Annotated in this window: 21 protein-coding genes; 3 read left to right on the top strand and 18 right to left on the bottom strand. The window is 39.4% G+C overall.

The genetic code is table 11. The features are described from left to right. Nucleotides 1-2 precede the first annotated feature (2 nt). The 6 genes from RBB56_RS11210 to RBB56_RS11185 form a co-directional block, all read right to left on the bottom strand. Nucleotides 3-875: a carbohydrate ABC transporter permease gene (locus RBB56_RS11210; protein ID WP_306719042.1), complete on the bottom strand. Its 873-nt coding sequence runs from the start codon at nt 873-875 to the stop codon at nt 3-5. A gap of 85 nt (nt 876-960) precedes the next feature. Next, the gene (locus RBB56_RS11205) at nt 961-2322 is read right to left on the bottom strand and encodes an extracellular solute-binding protein (RefSeq protein ID WP_306719041.1); all 1362 of its coding nucleotides are present in this window, start codon (nt 2320-2322) and stop codon (nt 961-963) included. 180 nt (nt 2323-2502) lie between these two features. After that, a complete protein-coding gene (locus tag RBB56_RS11200) occupies nt 2503-4017 on the bottom strand; it encodes a response regulator (protein WP_306719040.1) in 1515 nt (504 codons plus the stop codon). 11 nt (nt 4018-4028) lie between these two features. After that, the gene (locus tag RBB56_RS11195) at nt 4029-5810 is read right to left on the bottom strand and encodes a cache domain-containing sensor histidine kinase (RefSeq protein WP_306719039.1); all 1782 of its coding nucleotides are present in this window, start codon (nt 5808-5810) and stop codon (nt 4029-4031) included. Between the two features lie 12 nt (nt 5811-5822). Beyond that, on the bottom strand, nt 5823-6971 hold the full coding sequence (gene dgoD / locus RBB56_RS11190) for a galactonate dehydratase (RefSeq protein WP_306719038.1): 1149 nt from the start codon (nt 6969-6971) through the stop codon (nt 5823-5825). Between the two features lie 261 nt (nt 6972-7232). Continuing rightward, on the bottom strand, nt 7233-8141 hold the full coding sequence (locus tag RBB56_RS11185; RefSeq protein WP_306719037.1) for a LysR substrate-binding domain-containing protein: 909 nt from the start codon (nt 8139-8141) through the stop codon (nt 7233-7235). A gap of 99 nt (nt 8142-8240) precedes the next feature. Here RBB56_RS11185 and RBB56_RS11180 point away from each other — a divergent pair, with 99 nt between their 5' ends. Next, nucleotides 8241-8819 (top strand): chromate transporter, encoded by a 579-nt coding sequence (locus RBB56_RS11180; protein ID WP_306719036.1) that lies wholly within the window; start codon nt 8241-8243, stop codon nt 8817-8819. Next, nucleotides 8812-9375, top strand: coding sequence for a chromate transporter (locus RBB56_RS11175; protein WP_306719035.1), 564 nt, complete (start codon nt 8812-8814; stop codon nt 9373-9375). Before RBB56_RS11180 ends, RBB56_RS11175 begins: the two co-directional genes overlap by 8 nt. 73 nt (nt 9376-9448) lie before the next feature. Here the strand turns inward: RBB56_RS11175 and RBB56_RS11170 are convergent, their stop codons facing one another. The 5 genes from RBB56_RS11170 to RBB56_RS11150 form a co-directional block, all read right to left on the bottom strand. Continuing rightward, nucleotides 9449-10039: a helix-turn-helix domain-containing protein gene (locus RBB56_RS11170; RefSeq protein WP_306719034.1), complete on the bottom strand. Its 591-nt coding sequence runs from the start codon at nt 10037-10039 to the stop codon at nt 9449-9451. 33 nt (nt 10040-10072) lie between these two features. Next, entirely contained in the window at nt 10073-11431 is a 1359-nt protein-coding gene (locus RBB56_RS11165; RefSeq protein WP_306719033.1) for a diguanylate cyclase domain-containing protein, read from the bottom strand. Between the two features lie 135 nt (nt 11432-11566). Then, nucleotides 11567-13534: a sensor domain-containing diguanylate cyclase gene (locus RBB56_RS11160; RefSeq protein WP_306719032.1), complete on the bottom strand. Its 1968-nt coding sequence runs from the start codon at nt 13532-13534 to the stop codon at nt 11567-11569. A 232-nt stretch (nt 13535-13766) separates the two neighbouring features. After that, nucleotides 13767-14585 (bottom strand): MerR family transcriptional regulator, encoded by an 819-nt coding sequence (locus RBB56_RS11155; RefSeq protein ID WP_306719031.1) that lies wholly within the window; start codon nt 14583-14585, stop codon nt 13767-13769. 153 nt (nt 14586-14738) lie between these two features. After that, a complete protein-coding gene (locus RBB56_RS11150; protein WP_306719030.1) occupies nt 14739-15986 on the bottom strand; it encodes a hypothetical protein in 1248 nt (415 codons plus the stop codon). Nucleotides 15987-16228: 242 nt separating this feature from the next. Here RBB56_RS11150 and RBB56_RS11145 point away from each other — a divergent pair, with 242 nt between their 5' ends. Beyond that, nucleotides 16229-17734 (top strand): catalase, encoded by a 1506-nt coding sequence (locus RBB56_RS11145; protein ID WP_306719029.1) that lies wholly within the window; start codon nt 16229-16231, stop codon nt 17732-17734. Between the two features lie 175 nt (nt 17735-17909). Here RBB56_RS11145 and RBB56_RS11140 read toward each other — a convergent pair whose 3' ends face one another. The 7 genes from RBB56_RS11140 to RBB56_RS11110 all read right to left on the bottom strand — a co-directional run bounded on the left by RBB56_RS11140 (nt 17910) and on the right by RBB56_RS11110 (nt 23065). Then, the gene (locus tag RBB56_RS11140) at nt 17910-18353 is read right to left on the bottom strand and encodes a GNAT family N-acetyltransferase (RefSeq protein WP_306719028.1); all 444 of its coding nucleotides are present in this window, start codon (nt 18351-18353) and stop codon (nt 17910-17912) included. Nucleotides 18354-18403: 50 nt separating this feature from the next. Next, complete coding sequence (locus RBB56_RS11135) at nt 18404-19099, bottom strand: DsbA family oxidoreductase (protein ID WP_306719027.1); 696 nt, start codon at nt 19097-19099, stop codon at nt 18404-18406. Between the two features lie 50 nt (nt 19100-19149). Further along, nucleotides 19150-20004 (bottom strand): AAA family ATPase, encoded by an 855-nt coding sequence (locus RBB56_RS11130; RefSeq protein WP_306719026.1) that lies wholly within the window; start codon nt 20002-20004, stop codon nt 19150-19152. A 39-nt stretch (nt 20005-20043) separates the two neighbouring features. Then, nucleotides 20044-20919: a DUF6544 family protein gene (locus tag RBB56_RS11125; RefSeq protein ID WP_306719025.1), complete on the bottom strand. Its 876-nt coding sequence runs from the start codon at nt 20917-20919 to the stop codon at nt 20044-20046. A 79-nt stretch (nt 20920-20998) separates the two neighbouring features. Then, a complete protein-coding gene (locus RBB56_RS11120; protein WP_306719024.1) occupies nt 20999-21781 on the bottom strand; it encodes a sugar phosphate isomerase/epimerase family protein in 783 nt (260 codons plus the stop codon). A gap of 81 nt (nt 21782-21862) precedes the next feature. Further along, nucleotides 21863-22321: a GNAT family N-acetyltransferase gene (locus tag RBB56_RS11115; protein ID WP_306719023.1), complete on the bottom strand. Its 459-nt coding sequence runs from the start codon at nt 22319-22321 to the stop codon at nt 21863-21865. A gap of 225 nt (nt 22322-22546) precedes the next feature. Next, entirely contained in the window at nt 22547-23065 is a 519-nt protein-coding gene (locus RBB56_RS11110) for a methyltransferase family protein (RefSeq protein ID WP_306719022.1), read from the bottom strand. Between the last annotated feature and the right edge of the window lie 86 nt (nt 23066-23151).

Below are 23151 nucleotides of genomic sequence, written 5' to 3'. Positions count from 1 at the left end.
CCCTATTTGTCCTTTTTACCTAGAATTTTGTTCTGCAGCATTGTGATGGCAAATACTACGATAAAGAATGCAAACGACATCGCAGCCGCACTTCCCATCCTGCGGTTCGTGAATCCAGTTTCATAAATATAGTGTACAATGGTCCTTGTGTGTGTCCCCGGACCTCCTCCTGCCATCAGGTAGGTCTGTCCGAACAGCTTGAAGGATGCAATTGTCTGCAGCATAATAACGAGCGCAATTGTATCTCTCAGCATAGGAATCGTAATCATGAATAGTATCTGTCTTGCATTTGCTCCGTCAATTCTGGACGCTTCATAAATATCGGTAGGGATATCCTGTAAGCCTGCCAGAAACAATATCATATTGAATCCAACGGTCCACCATACCGTAGTAATCAAAACCGCTATCCAAACGAGCCACTTTGTATTCAGCCAGTATAGCTCTCCAACCCCAAGCACTTTCGTAAGCTGCGTTACCAATCCTGTATAAGGCTGGAAAATGAAGACCCAAAGTCCGGTCACTACCGACATGGATAGCACATAAGGAGAAAAAAGACACGCTCTTATAAATGTTGTTCCTTTCAACTTAGAGTTGATAAACATCGCAAAGGTAAAGCCCACAAGCACTATAGCCGGTGTGGATATTAATACGAAGAACAGGGTGTTAAACATCGCCTGCCAGAATCCTTTATCGCCAAACATCTTTATATAGTTCTCTATACCGACGAAGCTTGTCTTGCCTCCTAAGGTCGCATCATACAAACTCAGATTCATACCTTTCAGTATCGGATAGAGCAAGAACCCTAAAAAGAAAAATAAAAATGGCAAAACAAAACACCATGCGATCAGATTCTCTTTTTTTTCTGAAGTGTTCATACAATGCCTCCTACTTAACAAAACTTATTTTTGCCTTTTTATTAAGCTGCTGCAGTAATTCCTCACCACAGCAGCTTTTCCATAGTTACTTATTATAAGAATTCAATATTTCCTGGAACTGTGTCTGCATGTTGTTCATCGTTGTATCTACGTCCTGCTCACCTGCAATCATAGTTGCCAATTCACGATAAGTCATCTCGGTAAGTCCTGCTACTCCACAAACCTGAGGATAGAATTTTGCATAATTTGCAGAAGCTGCATAGTTCTCTCTGAATGGAAGAGCCTTGAATTCTTCCGATTCCATTACAGATACTTTACTCGGGATATGGCCGGACTGTGCCCATTTTCCTGTATTATCGGTAAGCCATTTCATGAATTCCATACCGGATGTTTTCTGTGCGTCCGTTGTATTAGCACTTTTTGGCATTACTAATGTATGGGAGTCTGCGTATACAGAATCCGTAGTTCCAAGCTGAGGGAAAGCCATGGAAACGAAGTTCAAGCCTTCTGTTCCTGTGAAAGTAGGGATTGCCCAGTCTCCGTTTATTGTAGCTACCGCAACATTACCTGTGAAAAGCTCCGCTCCGTTTTTCTGGTTCTTAGGCCAGATTTCACTATCCACCATCTTCATCATGATTTCTAATGCTTTTCTGTTCGCATCGCTGTCCAAGGTCGCTGTCTTGCCTTCCGCATCGCATACGTCACCACCGAACTGTGTCAAAAGTGTATACCATACATACATAGGGAGACCATTCATAGATGTTCCGGATAACGGCATCTTACCGCTTTCCTCTTTTATCTTATTAAAATACTCGAAGAATGCTTCTTCACCTGCCGGTACCTTTACTGTTCCATCAGCTTCTAACAAGCCCATGCTTTCGAACTCATCAACATTGAAGTGCATAAGCAGCAAGTGTGTGTCGATAGGCATGCAATAGTAAGATCCATCCACCTGCGATGCCTGCTGTAATCTTTCTGTGAAGTCAGACCATTGAACATCTGCTGCTGATCCAAGATCATTCAGCGGCTCGAGAAGCTCGTCTACCACGTATTCTTTAATTCTGGTGATATGGTTAATTGCAACCGTTGGTGCTGAATCAGATGTCATCGCTGCCAAAAGCTTTGTATAATACTCTTCCGATTTGATGATCATGAACTCTACTTCCGTAGTTTCACTTTGTGCATTGAATTCATCTACAAGAGATGTCATAATATCGCCGTCACCGCCGGAAAATGGTGCCCAGAAAGTAATCTTTGTTTTTTCACCTGAAGCAGTTTCCTGGGTCCCTGATGCCTCACTTTCGGATGTCGGTGCAGCTTCCTTTTCTGTTGTTTCTGTTCCGCTCTGTGCAGGTGTCTGACTGCTTCCTCCGCAGGCAGCTAATGAAAATACCATACATCCGGCCATAACTGCCGCTACTGCTTTTTTTAATAATTTCTTTTTCACTTCGTTTCCTCCTCCTTGGATTCTGTTTTTGTTTTTTGCATCCCCATCAATACTATAAAAGACCTGTACAAGACAGGTCTCTTACTGATTCTTTCTGAAGAACTGTCGTATTTGATAACATTAGAATAACATCACTCAAATATTCTGTAAATTTGACAGTTCTAAGAAAGGTGTCTTAACTTAAACTAAATTACGAACGTACTCACCGGGGCTCGTTCCGGTATATTTCTTAAATACCTTGGTAAAATACTTCACATCCGGGAAGCCGCTTTCTTCTGCAACCTCATATATTTTCAGTTTTCCTTCCTGCAAAAGCCTTTTAGCTACATCAATGCGTATCTGCGCCCGATATGTAGTATATTTTATACCAAGCTCCTTCATAAACAGAGAACTTAAATACTCCGGCGTTACATTCATTCTCTGTGCCATATCTTCTAACTGAAGTTCATTTTGATATTCCTTTTCCAGTATTTGCAACACCTTATTGATAATGGGATGGTTCCCAGACTTAAGTTTTTTCGAATATTGTTCATATTGGAGCATAACATTCATGATAATTCGAGGATAGTTCTCAAGGAATAATATGTCCTTAACCCACTCCAAAATATTCAGACTGCTTATATTTTCATATAATCCGTAGCTCGCTTTTCGAATCGCATACAGAATCGCCGCAGTCATACATATCAACGCTTCCCTCAAATCCCCATATGCATAAGTCTTCTTTCTTAAGTATTCGAGAAACGCAGTTAGATGATTCTCTATTTCCTGAATCTTTCCTTCATTAATGCAGGCAATAATATCACGCTCCAAATCAGAAGGATAAGAAAACTTCTGCGTAGTTACTTCCTTTATCTTGTCTTCAGTTATGACTGCCGGATTCACAATGGTTAAATTCCAATTGCTCATATCCTGCATCCTCTCCCTGCACTCTTGAATCTCTCGCACATCCTGAAAATAACTTCCTACAAATACCATATAAGGGTTAATATGCTGCCTGCACTTTCTCACCATCTCATCTAAAATGGGAAGGGCCTCCCGCTCCAGCTCCTGGATTAAAATATAATTCTCCTTATTCCCATTCTCTTTGCATGACCAAATGTGCAATGATGGCATTACTCCCCTTATTTCTTGCAAAACAGCTTCCATATCAGATTGTACAATTCTATTCTCACCACGCAGCAAAAGCAGATAATTTAAGTTCTTCCCTTCCAGCCGTTTTCTTAATTCCTGTTCAAATTTAGACTCTGCAAATCCTGACATGAACAGGGCACGCTCCAGAATAACATCGCCATCCATAGTAGAAGTCTGTATTTTCAAAGCTTCTTCTTCAATCGCATTTTTTACCTTTTTCAAGGATTCTTCCAACAGTTCCTTCGTGATCGGCTTTAGCAGGTAATCCATACTTCCAAGTGTGATCGCTTCTCTGGCATATTGGAATTCCGCATAACCGCTAAGTATTATATACCGACTTTGAACTTTCGAAGAATTGAGCTCCTTAATCATTTCTAAGCCACTCATACCACCCATCCGTATGTCGGTAATAATAATATCCGGATTCATTTCCCGGGCGAGTTCGATTCCCTTCTCCCCACTGCGTGCCATTCCGACTACCTCATAGTCTCCCGGAATCTCCATTATCAGTCCGGCAACACCATGTAATGTTTTAAGTTCATCCTCCACAATTAATATTTTCATTTTTTCTTCCTTTATTTTTCGCTACAGCGTTTAGGGATTATCGCTTTGATAATTGTTCCATTTCCAGATTCACTTTCTACCTTCACTTCATAATCCATACCATAGTATAAATCTAACCTGGCGAGCACGTTCAATACACCGATGGAATTCCCCGGATTCTTTCTTTCCACAAAAATCAGACGCTTCTGCTCTTCCGTCATACCTTGTCCGTTATCGCTCACTGTGAAGTAGAGATGCTTCTCGTCCTCTTCCCCTATCTGTATTTTAATCAGACCTCCATAATCCACATCCGCAACACCATGGAAGACAGCATTCTCAATAAATGGCTGAAAAATCATCTTGTGAATCGAGCAGCTCTTCACTGTATTATGGCATTCTATTACATATTCAAAATTGTCCATAAACCTCACCTTTTGAAGGTACAGGTATTGTTCCAGATAAATAAGTTCCTCCTCGATGGATACTATTTTATTGCTTTTTTGGATTTGATATCTGAGTATCTGTGCAAATTTCCCCAGCATGCCACTAATTTCCTTCTGGTCATTCTCAATGGCCAGCCAGTTGATAGAATCCAAAGTATTATAAATAAAGTGAGGGTTTATTTGAGCCTCTAATGCCCGTAACTCAGCCTCTTTCTCGCGCTGCCCTGATTCTCTGATCGTTTCCATCTGATTATTAACCGTCTCCATCATAATATTAAAATGGCTTGCAATCAGGCTAATCTCGTTCTTCTCCCCCTGGCGTATCCCTACCTTGGCATTCAGCTTGCCTCCCTGTACCTTATTCATAGCTACCACAATATCAGAAATATATTTAGACATTTTCTTCGATACATACAAGATAAGAAAAAGGACGATAACTGCTAAAGTTACAGAAAACAAAAAAACAATGCGCTGTATCTCGTACAGACGGCTGTAAACATAGTCTTCATCCAACACACTGATCATCTTCCAGCCAGTAGAAGTAACCGTCTCTTTTAATATCATATTAGAATTATCCAGGTCATTTAATCCTCTTTCCTCGATATATTCCTGAAGGCTTTTCCCCAGCATCTTTTTGTTATAATGAGAGATAATCCTTCCTTCTTCATCCACCAGCATAATATAATTGGCATTTCTATCATCGTTAATCTGTGCATTTTCACAAATATCCGATAGAACACTTTCCTCAATACTGACAATTCCTATCCCCACCTGACGATTGGCATACCATTCTACCACCTGCTTCCCATAGGAAAAAACATAGTATTCCCTCGTCCCTTTTCGATCCAAATATGCGGTAGGCACCCATTTCCCTCTAAGCCCTTGGTTCTCTTCAAATATTCCACTCTCGAAATAATTTCGATGCAGCTCAGATATCTTCGGGTTCAAAAGCTCCAATTCCTGTCTGTCATAGCCGTATTGCAGCCCAGACTCTGTCTGAATCGTCATGCTTCGTATTTCCGAGCGGTAGGTCATAAAATCCTTCATATAGCTATCCAGATTGGTCTTTACCTTCCACTCATTATCAGCGTCCATAGTGTTCAGTGCATTTACTGCCAGCACAAAATCCGTATTACGGAAAAGTTCATCTATCGCATTTTTGTAGCCGCTCAAGGATGCCTCCAGATTCAGTGTCGTCTGCTTCAGCGCATTTTGATAAGATTCCTCTATCCTCTCCTTCATAAACTGTTTCATATAGAAACTGCTGATTCCCTGTACAATTATGAGCTGAAAGAGAAATACGCTGAGAAAAACGAGGGTCAGCTGCCTGGCAAAGGTCTGTCTTCTCCACATCCGTAATAGTTTTTTCATAAGATATCCTCATCACCATTCTGCCACAGAGCCATCCTCATGCCTCCATAATGGATTTTTCCAATTATGTGGGTTTGCATTTTCCTCCAATACCAGCTCCCTATTCACTTCCACACCAAGCCCCGGCCTTACCGGAAGCTTTACATATCCATCTTCAAATAGGAAATCCTTCTTATTCATAATGTAATCCAACACACTTTTATCCTTATTATAGTGAATTCCTATACTCTGCTCCTGAATCACCGCATTATAGCAAGTAGCATCAACCTGCAGGCATGCACTGAGAGCGATAGGACCAAGGGGACAATGAGGTGCCAATGCAATGTCATAAGCCTCCGCCATGGATGCTATTTTTTTCACCTCTGTAATCCCTCCTGCATGAGATAGGTCAGGCTGAATAATATCAATTCCCCCTTTTTCGAACAATCGCTTATAATCCCACCTGGAATACAGCCGTTCTCCGGTGGCAATCGGTATATTACAAGAAGCTGCAATTTCAGCAAAGTTCTCCATGTTTTCACAAAGAACAGGTTCCTCTATAAACATAGGATCGAACTGCTCCAATTTCTTAGCCAGGATTTTAGCCATAGGTTTATGGACGCGACCATGGAAATCAATAGCAATTCCAAAGTGCTTTCCGCAACTTTGACGGATAGCGTCCACACGCTCCAAAACTGCATCTATCTTATCGTAAGAATCGATAAACTGCAGTTCCTCAGTGGCATTCATTTTGATGGCTGTAAATCCTTCTTCCTTTTTCGCAAGGGCTGCTGCTCCCACATCAGAAGGCCGGTCTCCGCCTATCCAAGAGTACACGCGCATCTTATTTCTTAAAGCCCCTCCCATCAGTTCATATACAGGAACGCCGAACCGCTTCCCTTTTATATCCCAAAGAGCTTGATCGATTCCGGCTATTGCGCTCATCATAATTCCACCGCCCCGGTAGAAGCCAGCCCGGTATAATATCGTCCAAATGTCTTCGATATTCCCTGGATCAGCACCTATAAGATAATCTTCCATCTCATGGACACATGCCAAAACAGTTCGTGCATGTCCTTCCAAAACAGCTTCTCCCCATCCGGTAATCCCTTCATCCGTCAATATCTCCACAAACCCCCATCTGGGACGTACTAAATATGTGTTCACCTTAATTATTTTCATTATATCAATCCTTCCTTTCCCATCGCTTGCAACAAAATCATCGTTCTTATATGCGAACGACATTCTTATTTACGAATATCATTTTTGGCTTCACTTTATCATGGGTTAATAATTAGAGCAAGTAAAAAATGAGATGTTAAATTTGTACAATTTTACCGAAAAAGGTAATCGCCAAGTACCAGGATGAACAAAAAACAGCCAACTTTCTACTATACCAGAAAGTTGGCCGTCCGCAATTAACAGCATATTCCTTCATTCTATTCAATTATCATTTACTTTATCCTTAATGATTTCAATCAACGCTTTGAATCCCCTCGTTTGAAACTTATTTTTATGAAATACAATGTGATTTACATTGATTAATTCCAAATCATTCACTTTGATCTCAAAGATTTCATTACTATCGATTTCTTTCTCTACCAGTATTCTAGGCAATATACTTATCCCCAGATTTTGTTTTACTGCATAGATGAGAGCCTGTGAATTTATGCTTGTCCATTCCGGATTCACTCTTAAATTATGTAACAATAACGCACTATCAAAAACATCACGGATTGCACTGCCTTCTTCTCTAAGTAATAGTCTTTCTCTTATTAATTCATCAATTCCTATAGGTTCTTCTGAAGCCAATTTATGCTTAGGAGAACCTATTATTGCCAGTTTATAGGATGAAAATGGAATCTTTATTAATTCTTCATTGTAAATAGCCCCTTCGATTAAACCCAAGTCAATCTCATTATTATATAACATCTCTTCGATTTTTCTGGCATTCCCGACTATAACCTTTGTCGGGGTATTATTATAGATCTTCTCAAAGTCTACTATGACTTCAGGCAAGATAAAATTCGCTATCGTTATACTTGACCCAATCTTAATAGTTGCGTTATCTTCCAATTCTTTTATGTTTTGTTCTAAATCATCATACTGATTTAATAATTTTATCGCTTTTTCCAAGAACAATTTACCTGTTTCATTTAAATAAATCCTTCTGGAAATTCTATCGAATAAATTAACACCCAGGTGGTTTTCTAATTCGTTAATCGCATTAGAAACTGCCGGTTGTGTCATAAACAACTTTTCTGCTGCTTTTGTAATGCTTTCTTCCTCACATACTATCTTAAAAATACGTAAATGCCTTATTTTCATATTCAATTCCTCATTCATTATCATTTAATTATATATTATATAAAATTATACTATTATACCTATACTAAATCCAGGTGTATAATAGACGACATTGAGGATTAATCTATTGAAAGGCTCACTATTATGAATATACAAAAAATAAAGCTATATCTTTCACTTTTTCGAATTACATTTTCTATCAGCGCTTTTACCTTTGGAGGGGGATATATCGTTATTCCTATGATGCGTAAATATTTCGTTAACGGCCTGAGGGTAATTAGTGAACAAGAATTATTAGATATGGCGGCAATCGCACAATCAACTCCGGGCGCTATTGCAGTCAATCTTGCGGTATTAGTAGGTTACCGCATTTCCGGAATAGCGGGGGCTATTATCGCTTGTATCGGAACAGTCTTACCCCCTTTGATTATATTATCAATTATATCCTTTTTTTATAAAGCTTTTAGAGATAACAAGATAATCTCTGCCATTTTGAAGGGTATGGAAGCCGGAGTTGCCGCTATCATTGTAGATTTGGTCATTGATATGGGGCAAGGAATTGTGAAAGAAAAAAACTTGCTGTTAACCATGATGGCTCCTGCTGCATTCTTAGCCAGTTTTGTTTTTAATATCAATATATTGATCATTATTATTTCATGCTCTATTTTGTGTTTTGTGCAGGTTTATATAAGAAGTAAAAAAGGGGGCATCCGAAATGAATAAAATTATTTTTGCATTATTTATCAGTTTTTTACAAATTGGCACATTCAGTATCGGTGGAGGATATGCGATCATACCGTTAATTCAGGATCAAGTAGTAAATCACCATGGTTGGCTTACACCCCAGGAATATACCGATATTATCACAATCTCTCAAATGACCCCCGGCCCTCTGGTCGTTAATACTGCATCTTTTGTAGGAATACGTATCGCCGGCATTCCCGGAGCTATTGTGGCAACTTTGGGAAGTATTGTGTCTGGATCTATTATTTCTATTCTTTTATATAACTTTTTCAAGAAGTATAAGAAGCTAGACAGCATTTCCAATGTATTAAGAGGATTGCGTTCCAGCTCCGTCGGGCTTATCGCATCTGCTGCCTCTACCATTATTTTAATCGCATTTCTCGGAACTTCATCGCTTAATATTAGAAGCTTTAACATAAACATTACTGCGATTATTTTATTTATTGTATCCTTATTTTTGTTAAGAAAATACAAGCCAAATCCTATCCTGATTATGGTTCTGACAGGTATTATCGGCTTGTTTGCTTATTACTGATTTTTGTGACTTTTCAGAAAACTTTCATAGGAAATTAGTTCCTCCTTTGAATCCGATATTCCCTCAAATGTAATTACAAATTACCCGGATATACCATTAAGCCATGTTTGACGCAATAAACATATAATTTTCCGCCGGCACTGATTGGAATTCTGCAAGTCGGGCTTTGTTCCGGATATAAACGATTTAAAAATACCCTGTCGCTTTTAACACATGCAACAAAAGAAAGATAATGTTCTTTATTCATAGGATGATCGAAAGTAATAAAGTAATCGGTATCTATTTCCTCTATTGTGATCCGGGGTTCAATGGATATCTCCTCAGGTAAGATATATTCTAATTTTCTTCCGCAGCAGGAGATAGAGGCACTTCCCGTACTAACCAGAATATTCCCACAAGAGGGACAGACATAAAAACGTACTTTATCAATATTACCACTATCCGGTTTATTGGATGTAATTTCACCCTCCATCATCTGCTCCATATCAACGCCCAAAATAGCAGATAGTTCCGGCCATAAGGATATATCCGGACACCCTAAACCGCATTCCCATTTCGAAACAGTTTTATTTTGGATTCCTAACTCCTCCGCAATATCCTTTTGTGTAAGATTTCTTTCTTTTCTTAATCTGGCAATTAACCTGCCTATTTTCACACAATCCATGCTCGCGTCTCCATCTTTTTATGATTGAGGATACTACCTTTCTGCCGCTTCTAAGCCTGATCGCCTTTCTGACTTCTCCAAATACATCAGTTGATCCGCCGTATGCAGAAGAGTATCGAGGTCATCTCCATCTTCCGGGAATATTGCATAGCCAATGCTGGGCAATATCTTAATCGGATATCCCGGGATATTAAACTCATCTTCAAAACGGCTCTTCAGCTGCTCCTTAGCACGCAAGAGACTCTCAACATCCCTGACTTCCGGCAATACCAAGAGAAACTCATCGCCGCCCAGCCGAAAAGCCATCCCGTTTTTCCCGGTACTCGCTTTTAATATACGTGCCGTTTCCACAAGTACCATATCTCCTACATTATGTCCGTAAGTGTCATTAATCTTCTTGAAATAGTCTAAATCCATCAACATAATTCCCACCTGAGACTCTTTGCGTTTCACTGCCGCAAGAGCAATGGCCTGATACTTATTGAGAAAATGCCGGTTAAACAAGCCGGTCAAAGAATCATGAGTTGACATCGCAACGATCCTATCGTTAGATTTAATATATTTATAAACCAAAAGACCCATAGCGGTAGCGAAACAAAAGGAAAAGACAAAAAGCAGTATGAACAACAAAATGTTGTCCATCCAGCCATTCGATGAACTAACCGTAATATTCCAATTGATAAAATCGGGGTCTACCGCAAATTTCAGCTCAGAATTCTTATCCGAATCTATAGAATGAAAAAATGGAACCAATTTATTCTCTTGATTGTAGATTTCAATAGCTAATCCGGACTCTTCCGCGTAGGACGCAATCTCGTCCAATATCTTATCACTCTCCAGAACAATGGCTATTTGTCCCCAGTATCCCGTATCTTCCATAATAATCGGAGTTCTGACGATGAAACCGAGCCCACCTTGTACCAGATTCACAGGCCCCTGCAAAACAGGCTGCAATTCCTGCTTTACTTTCAGCACAAGCTCCTGCTGCTCTTTTACCTTGGCCAAATCCACCCCGACTGCCGCAGCATTAGTCTCCTCCGGATAATTCCATATAATGGTCGTATTTTTGAGGACTCCCACATTACGAATATAATCCGAGTTTGTCGAAAGAAGCTTGTCCATATAACGATAGGAGACCTCTGCATCCAAGTTAGGATTTAATTTAATATACGCCTCGTATCCTTGAAGCAGCGTGACATTGGAGTAAATCAGCCGTTGGACTCTGCTTTCAAATACCATATATCGGTCGGTCGTTTCCAAAATCTCTCTCTGCCTAATGCTGTTGTGCAGCATTAGGATAAAGGAAAGACAGACAGAGAATAGAGTGATAGCGGCCGCCAACGCAATGAGCAGTGGTTTTGTTTTTTTAGGGAGGGCTTCATTTTTTCTCATATTGATTTCATAAGTCCTTTTTATCGTATCTTGTGTGAATTAACCGTAAAATAAACATATTTGTGATATTATATCAAAGCTGTTCTTTTAATACAAGGCGTTTCACCATCAAGGACCAGCCCTATTTACTCTTTTTTATAAGAATTTAACTTGATTTCTACCGCCATATTTTGCCTGATATAAAGCTTTGTCAGCAATATTGAATAAATCTTTATAGGAAGAATTGAGCTCCGGAATCATAAAGGTACACCCTATGCTTACCGTAACATAATTACTTACCGGGGATTTCTCATGCGGTATCTTGAGATCCTCTATCTTCTGCCGCAGCATGTTGGCAGTCTTTATCGCATTTTCTTTGTCCGCACCGGCTAAAAGCACAATGAACTCCTCCCCGCCGTAACGAGCCAACATGCCGTTAGAATGGGATAAAGAGCTTTTGAGGGTGCGTCCGACTTTAACAAGGCACTTATCTCCTTCCATATGTCCATAGAAATCATTGAATCTTTTAAAATAATCGATATCCAGAAGCACTAAAGCTATGGGACTTTGTTCTCTTAGGCATCGGTACCATTCGCTTTCTATCATTTGATTATATTTTCGCCTGTTCCATATCCCTGTCAAAGAATCTTTAAAGGAAAGTCTCTGTAAAATTTTATTTTTTCTTTCTAGTTCAAGATTCTGGTATTCTATTTTTTGATTAGACTCGGCTAGATCTTTAGTCCGCTGAAATACCAACTCATCCAAATGGGTATTCATCTCAGTCAGCTTTGCGGTCATCACCTCTTCTTGCTCCAAGGCATCGGCAAATCGCTTTGCCAACAGCAAAGAATTGGCACAGGCAAAAATGAGTTGCCCCAAAGGAGTAAGGTTACCGGTTCTGACCAAAGTCCTTAGAAATATAGCCTCATTATCATACATCCATGGGCTGAAAAAAATAATATCATTTATACTGCTCAACAGTAGGGCTACCGCACCTAAAATAATAAACCAGCTATCCTTTTCCCTGTGTGCGGATATTTTGATAAGAGCGCTTACTATATAAAGAACTATACCAATACTCCATATCTGATATAAAATATTACTAACCGTAAAAACCCGAGCAGGGGTAAAAAGAACGATTAATGTAAAAATTCCCCCCATTATTTGGGCTGCTTTAATCATTCGTATATGGAAGTATTGGGGAAAAATCGACATAAGAAACATCAAGACAAGGAGGGTTCCTAAATAATAAGTCAACGTCAATATTTTATGGGCGATTTCCCAGCTAAATTCAGGGAATAAATAGGTAAAAAAACATTCCCCTCCAAACATAATCCTTATCCCGATTAAAACACAAAATAATCCGAAATACAGCGGAGAGCAATCCTTTTTTCTCCTAAAGAAAAATAAAGTGAGGTGATATGTTCCAATGCACATCAGACTCCCAAATAAAATAAATTCCATGGCTATACTTTTAAGTTTCAGCGCAAGAATCTGCTCTTCACTGCCAATCTTTATACTTTCCAGTATACCGCCGCTTCTATGATAAAAATTAGAGATCTGAATTACAATTTCATTTTCTCCCTGTTGCCCTTCAAAAAAAGAAACATGGGTCAAATACTGCGGTTTCATCGTATCTCCGGATTTACCTATTGTTCCTGCCGAGGATATTAATTCTCCATTGATCCAAAGCTTATAGGCTGTACGCAGCCTTGGAATCTTTAAAGCTAATCTCTTATCATTCTCAGTTATAAAGGTTAGCCGGTAGGTCGCATAACCGTCTCCCGAATAAGCACTTTTGTTGGATTCATATTTATTCCATGAACTGGGAATATTAACATACTCGGTTACCGGAGCCGCCTTTAATTCGCTCGGACTTAGAAACTGATTCCAATAAAGTTCCCACTCACCGTCTAAAGAAACCACCTCACTTTCAAATTCCACTTGTGTTAAATCCAGAAATCCTGCCTCGGCTCTCGGATGGAGTTCGAAACTCCGTCCACTCCTTAGAAAAAGGATGAGAAGTATGCTTATCGTTAAGATGACAATAAGTCGTTTTAAAGCCCACCACAATCGTCCTGCTTTCGTTACTTCTTCCTTTATGATTCTATTAATATGGTTCACATGACTTCCCTCCTCGTAGAATATATCCGTATCTTTTTGCTGTCATCCGGATAAACTGTATGCAATAAAAGCGTACCACTATTTCTAATGATACACTTTCGCCCTTTTCACTATTCTAATTTTTTCACAATATTTTTACTAATTATAACATAGCAATCCATATTTTTCGATGCCTATTTTGAGAAAGATAAATGCTGCCTGCGTTCCGGCAGACAGCATTTCTATAATCACATTATTTCTTTTTGACGGGATAGCATACCTCTGTGACATATTCATCGGGGTTTTGTGTTTGAGCAGGGCTGACATGATAAATACAGAACATCGCTCCGTCAAACTTATAATCATTGTCGTTCACCCAATTTGCTACTGCATGGTTTACTGCGGTGAGCTGCTCATAACTACCCTTATAAGTCGCCGAAGCGATCTCCACAGCAGGCATAGTTTTAAATACAACATTTTCAGTATTTTGGTAAGTCCCTTTTACAATACCTTGGATTTCCACATCCACATCATTCTCCTTGTATCCCTCATCATGGAAAATGGCAAGGCTGTAGCAATTATCGGCAGGCTGCAATTTCAGGGAAGCAGTTTCGGTCATCATAATATTCCATAACATCCCCTCTTGATCATAGGAAGGAATAACTTTTCGTACACTGGCGACATAACGCTCCGGTAAAGTTTTTAATGTTACATTGTAAGTCATGGCAGTTTCGTCCTTTCTCAGCCGTTTGATGGCTGTATCAAGGAGAAGTAGACGGCGTCTGGCTTCCTCTGCATCTGCCTGTACTTCCGCTTGCTTCACAGTCAAAAATTCAGACAATGCTTGTGGGTCTTCATAGTTTTTGAGAATTTCACCAATAGCAGAAAGGCCAAACCCCATATCCTTTAAGGACGCAATCCGGCTGGCTACCGGAAGCTGATCCTCTGCATAGTAGCGGTAACCTGTGAAGTTATCAATTGTTTTGGGCATAAGCAGACCTAGTTCATCGTAGTGCCGCAGCATCCGTATACTAATCCTTGATAGTTTTGAAAAATCACCTATTTTCAGCATTTTTTATTCCTCACATATATGTGGTTATTGAGCTCATCTTTATTTTAGAGTATACCATAGTGTGAGAGTCAATAGGTTTTTTCATAGAATGCTTCCTTACGAGAACCATATTTTTGAAAACCACAAGTGACTACTTCAAAATTGCAATGAATTTCATTCCAAATATGGCTTTGCGAATCTTTTTTCATAAGCGCTATTTTTCTTAAGGTTGAAGTCCCAATAGTAGTTTGTCAAACCGGTTAATGAAACGATAGAATATATTAATTGAGCTCCTTTTGATAAATATTCATCTTTCTCATACTCTTTTTTCAAAGTCAAGTCCATCATTCCCTTAGCGGCATAGGTTCTTCCTATCGATTCCAATTGGTCAAAGAGCTTTTGATTCGCTTTTTCCGGTTTCATTCGAATACCTTCTATACCGCCTTTTATAATGGTTCCATCGAAGGATACTCCCAGCCTTTTTGTAATTAATTCGAGATAAGGCCGTAAATAATACGACTGACTCGTCTCCGGAAAGCCGGATTGAACCATAAATGCCATATGTATCTCTTTATTGTTTATTGGTTTTAATTGTTCCAAAAACTTCATTACGGAACCCGGCATAGCATGGACATAAAGGGGGAAAACGAACAAATTATTCTCAACCGAACCGAAGCTTTCCGCCCAGGCTTTATGTTCTTTTACATTTATCAAGTTCCTTATTTCTATATCTTCTATTCCCTGTGCGTTCATTCCCTTAATTATCTTTTCGATAATCAGCTTGCTGTTAGAGCTGTTACCTCTTGGGGAACCATTATAAATTACCCATTTACCTCTTACCTTTCTCTCAGCGACTTCTTTCGCAAGAACTTCATCCATCGGCTTTTCGGTTTCTGAATTAATAAAACGTACATTTTCATTTTCATACAAGAGTTCTTTACAGGGATTATGAAAATGATACGCAGTTCGAACAAGATAATCTTTAATGACCTTTATTTCATCGGTACTCAACTCATGCTTTTCAAAATAGAAATTGATAACGGGATATTTATCATATCTTTTCAAGTGGCCGCATTCACCATTTCTTATTTTAATATAGGGCAAATAATGTTGTATCAATCTATCCAGAAACGTTTTCCCCTTACCATCGATAAAGCCATTTGCCGTATGAAAAAGAAGAACCACTTCATCACTACTGATATAATCCATGTTTAGCTTATAAGTCTCATCATTCAAAGCACATTTGCCGGGAGTCTTCCACCAACAGCTCCAGCAGCCTATACAGTCCTTCAGTTCAGTTTCCATAGGATTATAGATGATTACCTCTGTTTTTTCATTCTTTTTCTTGTAATTATCCTCTATTGCTCCTGCTAGCGATTCGTCCGCCGTCTTTGGCCTTAAATCAAAAATGGTTATCTTCATTCTTCCTCAAGCTCCTTAATCATTATCTTTTTCATTTTCTTCCTTTTTAATAACTCACCATACTTTTCTTGTCAATATATAGACATCATATATCATTGTAAAATCACGTATCAATACAGATAGCAGCCTGACATAGCGATGTATTAAAATTCAAAGCATGTAGGCACAATGGCACTCTTTTAAAGAACCATGAATACACTGTATTATATTATTCTCGTGTTTTGCGCGCTATGGAGGCATAAATGTATAGCAATAATGAATACTTTCCATCCGAGAAAGGAAATACCCAACCTACGCCAAACAGACAAAACGAACAAATGAATCACAAGCAACCTCAAGCGCCTTGTTCCGGTGCTTATAAGAACAATAAACCACTGACCGCCCAAGCTGCCTGTCCCAACGCAGTATCTTCCAAAACAGGAAACACAGATATATATCATTCCCAGACGGTGGGGGTGCGGGGACCTGTGCTTGTTCAGGATACCGCTCTGCATGAGACCTTGGAAACCTTTGTATTCTCCACTACACTGCCAAGACGTCTTCATACAAAAGGCTATGGTGCTTTCGGATATTTTTATACCACTCATTCAATGAGAGAATATACAGAAGCCAAATTTCTACAAACGCCCAATCAGCGGGTGCCGGTAGCAGTGCGTTTCTCTCTCGCTGCGGGCAATGAGGGAACACCGGATACCTTAAGAAATGTGCGCGGATTCAGTACCAGATTTTATACTGATGATGGATTCTTTGATCTGCTCTGTAATCATCTCCCTGTCTTTTTTATACGGGATGCTATTAACGTACCTGATGTAATCAGCCATCTTTCTCCCTCACCCGTGAATAATCTTCCTGACCCGGAGAGGCTTTGGAGCCTGTTTGCCAAGTATCCCGAAGCAACAAATATGATGATGTGGTTTTTCTCTGATTTGGGAACAGTAAAGAGTCTTCGCCATATCAAGGGCTATGGTGTGAGTACCTATGTCTGGAAAAATGCACAGGGTGTCCGCCGCTATGTAAAATACCACTGGTTCCCTATGGCAGGGGCAGAGCACATCGACCAGCAGGAGGCTCAATGGCTGGCATGCCAAGACCCTAATATCTCCGGCCGCGATCTATATGACTATATCGCAAAAGGAAAGTCGGTGGAATACGAACTGTGTGTACAGCTTATGGATCCTGAAGATGCAAAGATACTTCCCTTTGACCCTTTGGATGATACCAAGGTATGGGATGAAACGCAGTATCCTCTTTTACCCGTTGGACGAATGGTTCTAAACCGCAATCCGGACAATTATGCCGAGCAGGTCGAAAAATTGGCTCTTAATCCGGCAAATCTACTTCCCGGGTTGGAATTCTCAGATGACAAAATATTACAGGGACGTACATTTATTTATTCGGATGCACAGCGTCATAGGCTGGGGCCTGATTATCGTAATATCCCTGTTAACAAACAACCGAACTGGTCTCCTGCATCTATGGTATCCAGCGGAAACGGCAGATATGTGGGCGGTGAAATTATGCGTTCCGGAATCCCTGATCCTGATAATTTTACACAAGCGACCCAAAGATATGAATCCTTCTCCGCCAAAGAAAAAAATAACTTAGCGAGCAATATCGCATCGGGGCTAGTGGATGCCCTACCCAATACACAGCGCGTTGTCTTATACCATTTAGAGCAAGTCTCCCCTGTTCTTGCTGATAAAGTCAGAAATCAAATGCGTATGTACTCCGGTAATAAGCCTTGCTAACGTTTATTGTACTTCGCTATCACTGACATAGAAGCAGTATTCAAGCCAATTCTATAAAACGGTAAAAATACCGAATCTCAGGCGAAAACATGAAGGGAGTCATGCAAACAAGCACGAATCCTTTCATGCTTTCGCCTTTTGGTAAATATATCTTATTAAGATTATTTTTTGCAAACTACTTTATTAAATCTAACTTCATAATAATTTCACCTTCTTCAATTTCCCCGGTTTCTCTAAACCCTACACTTTCGTATAAATGTTTCCCTACATTGTTGCCGGGAGCATAATCCAGAGACACATAGTCGAACTTTCCCGTTTCTTTGATTCTATTAACCGCATATTCCAAAGCTTTTCTACCATACCCCTTGCCCTGCTGATCATTTGCTATCATAAATCGCCATATACCGCATTCACGTTCTTCTTCATCCCAATCCAGCATCATAAAACCTATTATCTCTTCATCCTTATAGATGGCATACGGTTTTGCTTCTTCCGGATAAAGCCATGCTTGTGCTAATGAATACACATTTGAGGCCACATATTTACTTTGCTCCCCTTCTAATTTCATCCCTACGACTGCTCTAAAGTTATCTTCATTTATCTCTTTCAATGACACCATGTTTTATTTTCTCCATCTGTTCGCTATCTTTCATACTAAAAACAATTCATTCAATCGCAATTTATCTTTCCCCCATCTAACCGGCAAGCCGCACCGGTAGAAGGCGGATTCTCTTGTGGCTTGGCGATATCACGGATAGCTTGGATAATTTGTTCCAGTGGCTGCGCACCACTAATTCGATATTTTCCATCTATGATAAGGCATGGCACACCACTGATACCATATTGTTCTGCAAGGAGCAAGTCCTTCTCCACCGCTTCTTTTGTATTATCATTGTTGTAATGCTCTTCCCATTTCACAAAGTCTATGCCACTTTGCCTGATGCACTCATTAATGACATTCAAATCCTCAATGTTGCGGCTGTATACGAACAAAGCATTTTGCAAGGCGTCAAAAACATCCCAATATCCCGCATCATCTGCCGCGAAATACGCTGCTTTACATGCAATAAGTACCTTCATAGAGGACGGAAACGGGAACTCTGCCTGATGCATCCCCGAAATATTAAATCTGTGCAAGTCATCATTTTGATTCGCTTGTTCCCAATGATGCAGGATTTCGGTCTTAGCTGCCGCCCTCGAACCGAACATCTCGTCAAAATCACGTTCCGATTTTACCAATGCATACGAGCGATGTATGATTTGAACCTCCGGCATCATCTTCTGGAGTTGGCGCATCCTATATGACATCGGAAAACAAAAACTACATATTACATCATGGAAAAATTCTATAATCACTTTATTCATAGCAACACTCCTTACCTCTCATTTTTATAATCCAAATATCCATTCATTTCTTAAAAATCATTCTCATGGATCTTGAAAAAATCATAATATGCCCGCACATTGGCGAGCTGTGTCCATTTCTTCACATCAACCGGTTCTTCATCCATATCATAGATTTTAGCACATTTCATCGACAGTAAAAACGGAGAATGCGTTGCTATGATAAACTGGCACCCGAAGAATCTTGCCGAATCCTCCAGGAACTTCGTTAATTCCTGCTGCTTCTCCGGCGAAAGACTGTTCTCCGGCTCGTCCAAAAGATATAGCCCATTTTCCTTTATTTTCTCCGTGAAATACAAAAAGGCACTTTCTCCATTCGAATGCTCCCTGACATTGTCCATCAGATTGGCTCTTACATATCTGGATTGTGTCTTAGAACGGGCCATACCGACTTTCTTAAGCTGTTCATAGTCATCCAAAGACTTCATCTGATATTTAGAATATTTTGCAACCAGATATTCCTCAAATAAATCCTCTCTCTTTTCATTGATACCATCGTTGATCGCCCTCAGATTCAACATGAAATCAAACACATCGTCACTTGTAATAATACGGCTGTCTCTTGAAATCTTTCGCTCCGATTTATAGGAACAGTAACCGGTATAATCTTCAAAGAAGTTGGAGCGATTATATCTTGTATCTCTGATAAGGCCAAGCTTCTCTGCCATAATATTAAGTGCCGTAGTCTTGCCCGAACCATTGCCTCCGTAAAGAATTGTAATCGGCTCGAAATCCAACATAGCCAAACTGTGCTTTGACAATACAAAAAATGGATATAGTGTATCATAGCAAGTTCTTTGTAATCCAAATTGAAAACTGTATTCTGCCTCAATTGACGGAAATGAAAAGTGTGATAAATATACCATCTCTTTACCCCTTTGTATTGCGCACTCCATATCATTTAATTACGGTAATTTCCTGTTTAAAACTTCAGCTTCATTTATGGAATATTGAACCTCAATATGGTCGCTCTCAAAATATGTGTTATCACCATCCGGGAGCACCCAATTTACACTGACGCTTCCCGGTTGAAAGTAACCATTCTGTTCTTTATAATCAGAATAGGCTACATACCACGGCACCAGCGAGCTTCCCTTCCCATTATCATCCATATATCGATCATTGGTATCAAAACGTATAATGTTACCTTTATTGTCAAAAGTAAATCTTCCTTTCGCTGTAATGCCCTTCCATGAAATCTTACCTTCAACAGTACATTCATCAACGACTTTCCATGACACATATTTCTGCAAAAATAAGGCTGGCATATATACTGCATCTGCCAACGCAGTTATCAACTGACCTTGATCCATTTCTGCACCGGTAGAACAAAAAAGCCTGAACTGCTTGGCGAGCACACCTGTCATAGAGCCGAATCCGTCCAATACGCTGTCTTTGGCCTGCAATGGAATCCCCATAATTCGTGCGGTCAAGAAAGCGTGCCGATCCGGCCTATTTACAAAATTAACCTGCATAAATTTAATTCTAATTGGTTTTTTGCCTGCCGACATACAAAACCTTGTATTGTAAAAATGTATCAGCATGTTATCCATCAAAGGCTTCCCCATATAACCCCCGTTACTGATGTGCTGACGGAGCAGGGCAGGCAATTCAGCGACATGATTTTCCGTAAATATACTTTGCATGCTTCTTTTCCTATTTAATTCGGTCAAAGAACTTCTTACATCCATCAGATACTGCTTCCAAAGTCTGCCCCCGGGCATTGCCATGTATATCACTATAATTACCAACACAATCAAAACTATCATAACCCAAGACATATATTCCACCCCTTATCCCTATTACAATTATTCGATAAATTCTTATTCATCAACTTTGCGTTATACTAATTTCATTTGCTTAATTATTGCTTTCTATCCATTCGACAGACTTCATTAATCCCGCGACTGTTTTTGTTTCAAGAACAATACGGCAACTATGTTTATTCGCGAGAGTTAAATACTGTTGCAAATCGAGCTCTCCCGTTCCAAGTGCAAGGTGATTCTTCTTGCCGAGTGCGTCATGCATATGTATGTGATAGAGCCTGTCTATATACTCCATAATAAGCGGCTCGTCCGTTCCGCCAATCACATAATCATGACCGATGTCAAAAGTAAGACCAAACACCGGACTCTGCAAGAGCAAATTAAGCACATCTATCTGAAAGCCCGTATAACCGTCACTATTCTCTATACATATTATAATATTGGACTCACCGATAGTCTTCTCGCATTCATCACGAAAAGCTTCGATACTTTTCAAATACTGCTCCTTGTATTCATTGAAAAGGAAGACCTTCTTATCGGGCAACGTAAAATATACGCCCCGAGATAGATGCATATTCAGAATCGGTGCACCGAGCTGCTTTGCAGTCTCAATCGTTTCTCTCACTGTACGGCGATAAGCCTCGGCAATATAAGGGTTGAAATCACTTATATTCAGGTTCTCATCGAAATGAATCGTATAATATATGTTATAACGTTCAGCAATATCTTTGAAATGTGAAATATCAATTTTGCTGATTTGATATTGTGGAAGATTCATATTCAGCTCAACAAATTGCAATCCCAGCACATGGCAAAGCCGGGCACATTCATCAAGTGTATTTGTTTCAATCAGTGTTGGCATTCCAATATCAATCATCTTATCTCACCCCGCCATCGGAGAAACATCCCCTAGAAATTCCCATATTAATATACTTTCATAAATTAAAGCGTTTCGTTCTTATAGCTGCTTTTCATAAATAAATCTCTGCGGCGTCATACCAAGCGATTCATATAACTTACATGCATTTTCATTGAATGACCAAACCATTAAATCCATTCGTTCCGCTCCTAAACTTTTTGCTCTTCTTTCTATTTCACCAAATAACTGTTTTGCAATTCCTTTTTGCCGATACTCTTCTTTTATTACCAAATCATCTATATACGCTGTGCGCATTTTAACCATTCCACTTTTGTTTTTTATATTTGCAAAACATATTCCCACAATTTCAGCATCTTCCTCTGCTAAAATCGAAATAACCTCTGGGTTTAATATTAATTCAGTAAACTCTTTTTCAGAATATGGATGTTCTAAATCTGTATATAAATCGGGGCGACCTTTTACATGCACTTTATGTAACTGCTGCATTAATTCATCAACACCAGTGTAATCATTGGATGCAATATCCCTAATATTCATTTTTTATCCCCCTCATGGTTTTTTCATTGTTATGATACTTATTCTTAATAATATGTTTATTGTACAATAAGCATATTATTAAATAAAGGAGATTTTTTATGTCAGATACATTGCGTTTACTCAGGCCTCAATGGTAAGGCGGAAAAAATTCCGACAAGAGAATGGCTTCATTTTTCTTTATAGGTCTAATTATCAAAGTATCTTCCCCTCTCAATTTGTGGACTTCTAAATATAACGCCGTACTTTATTCATATAATTTATGTACTCTTCCCCGAACTTCTTTATACACCATCTTTCTTCTGAAAGGATAATCCAGTGCGCTGATATTTGAAAAACTAATAGCATTGCAAGCAATATCAACGACTGTGTAAGCAAGCTGCAACCTAAAAAATAAACAAAATATGCCACATACATCGGGTTGCGGGAAATACGATAAAGTCCTTTCACATTAATCCCATTCTCCGCAGGCTTTGCAAAATTTGATACGGATATAAAGCACAATATGACTCCTAAACCATATATCACCAAACCTACATAAAACCAGTATAAATCAGTCGTAACTTCGAGGAAGCACAGATATACAAAAATCGATATGTTTGAAATCTGATAAAACCAATATGCCGCTTTTTCTTTTCCTAGCAGCGGTGCAAAAAAAGCGGCACGCTTCAATGCCCCCTTATCTAATAAACGTAAAAGCCCGAACCTTATAAGTATCAGTGGTATTAATGTGAAAAACGCATTCATGCACCTACTCCTTTTTTAATAGTTGACAATATAAATACTTTAACCGGATACCACTAACGGAAATACCTCGTTCACTTTTCCAACAA

The organism is Kineothrix sp. MB12-C1 (assembly GCF_030863805.1).
GTDB lineage: Bacteria > Bacillota > Clostridia > Lachnospirales > Lachnospiraceae > Kineothrix.
Note: the sequence above shows the minus strand (reverse complement) of the source record. Positions and strands in the feature narration are given on the sequence as shown.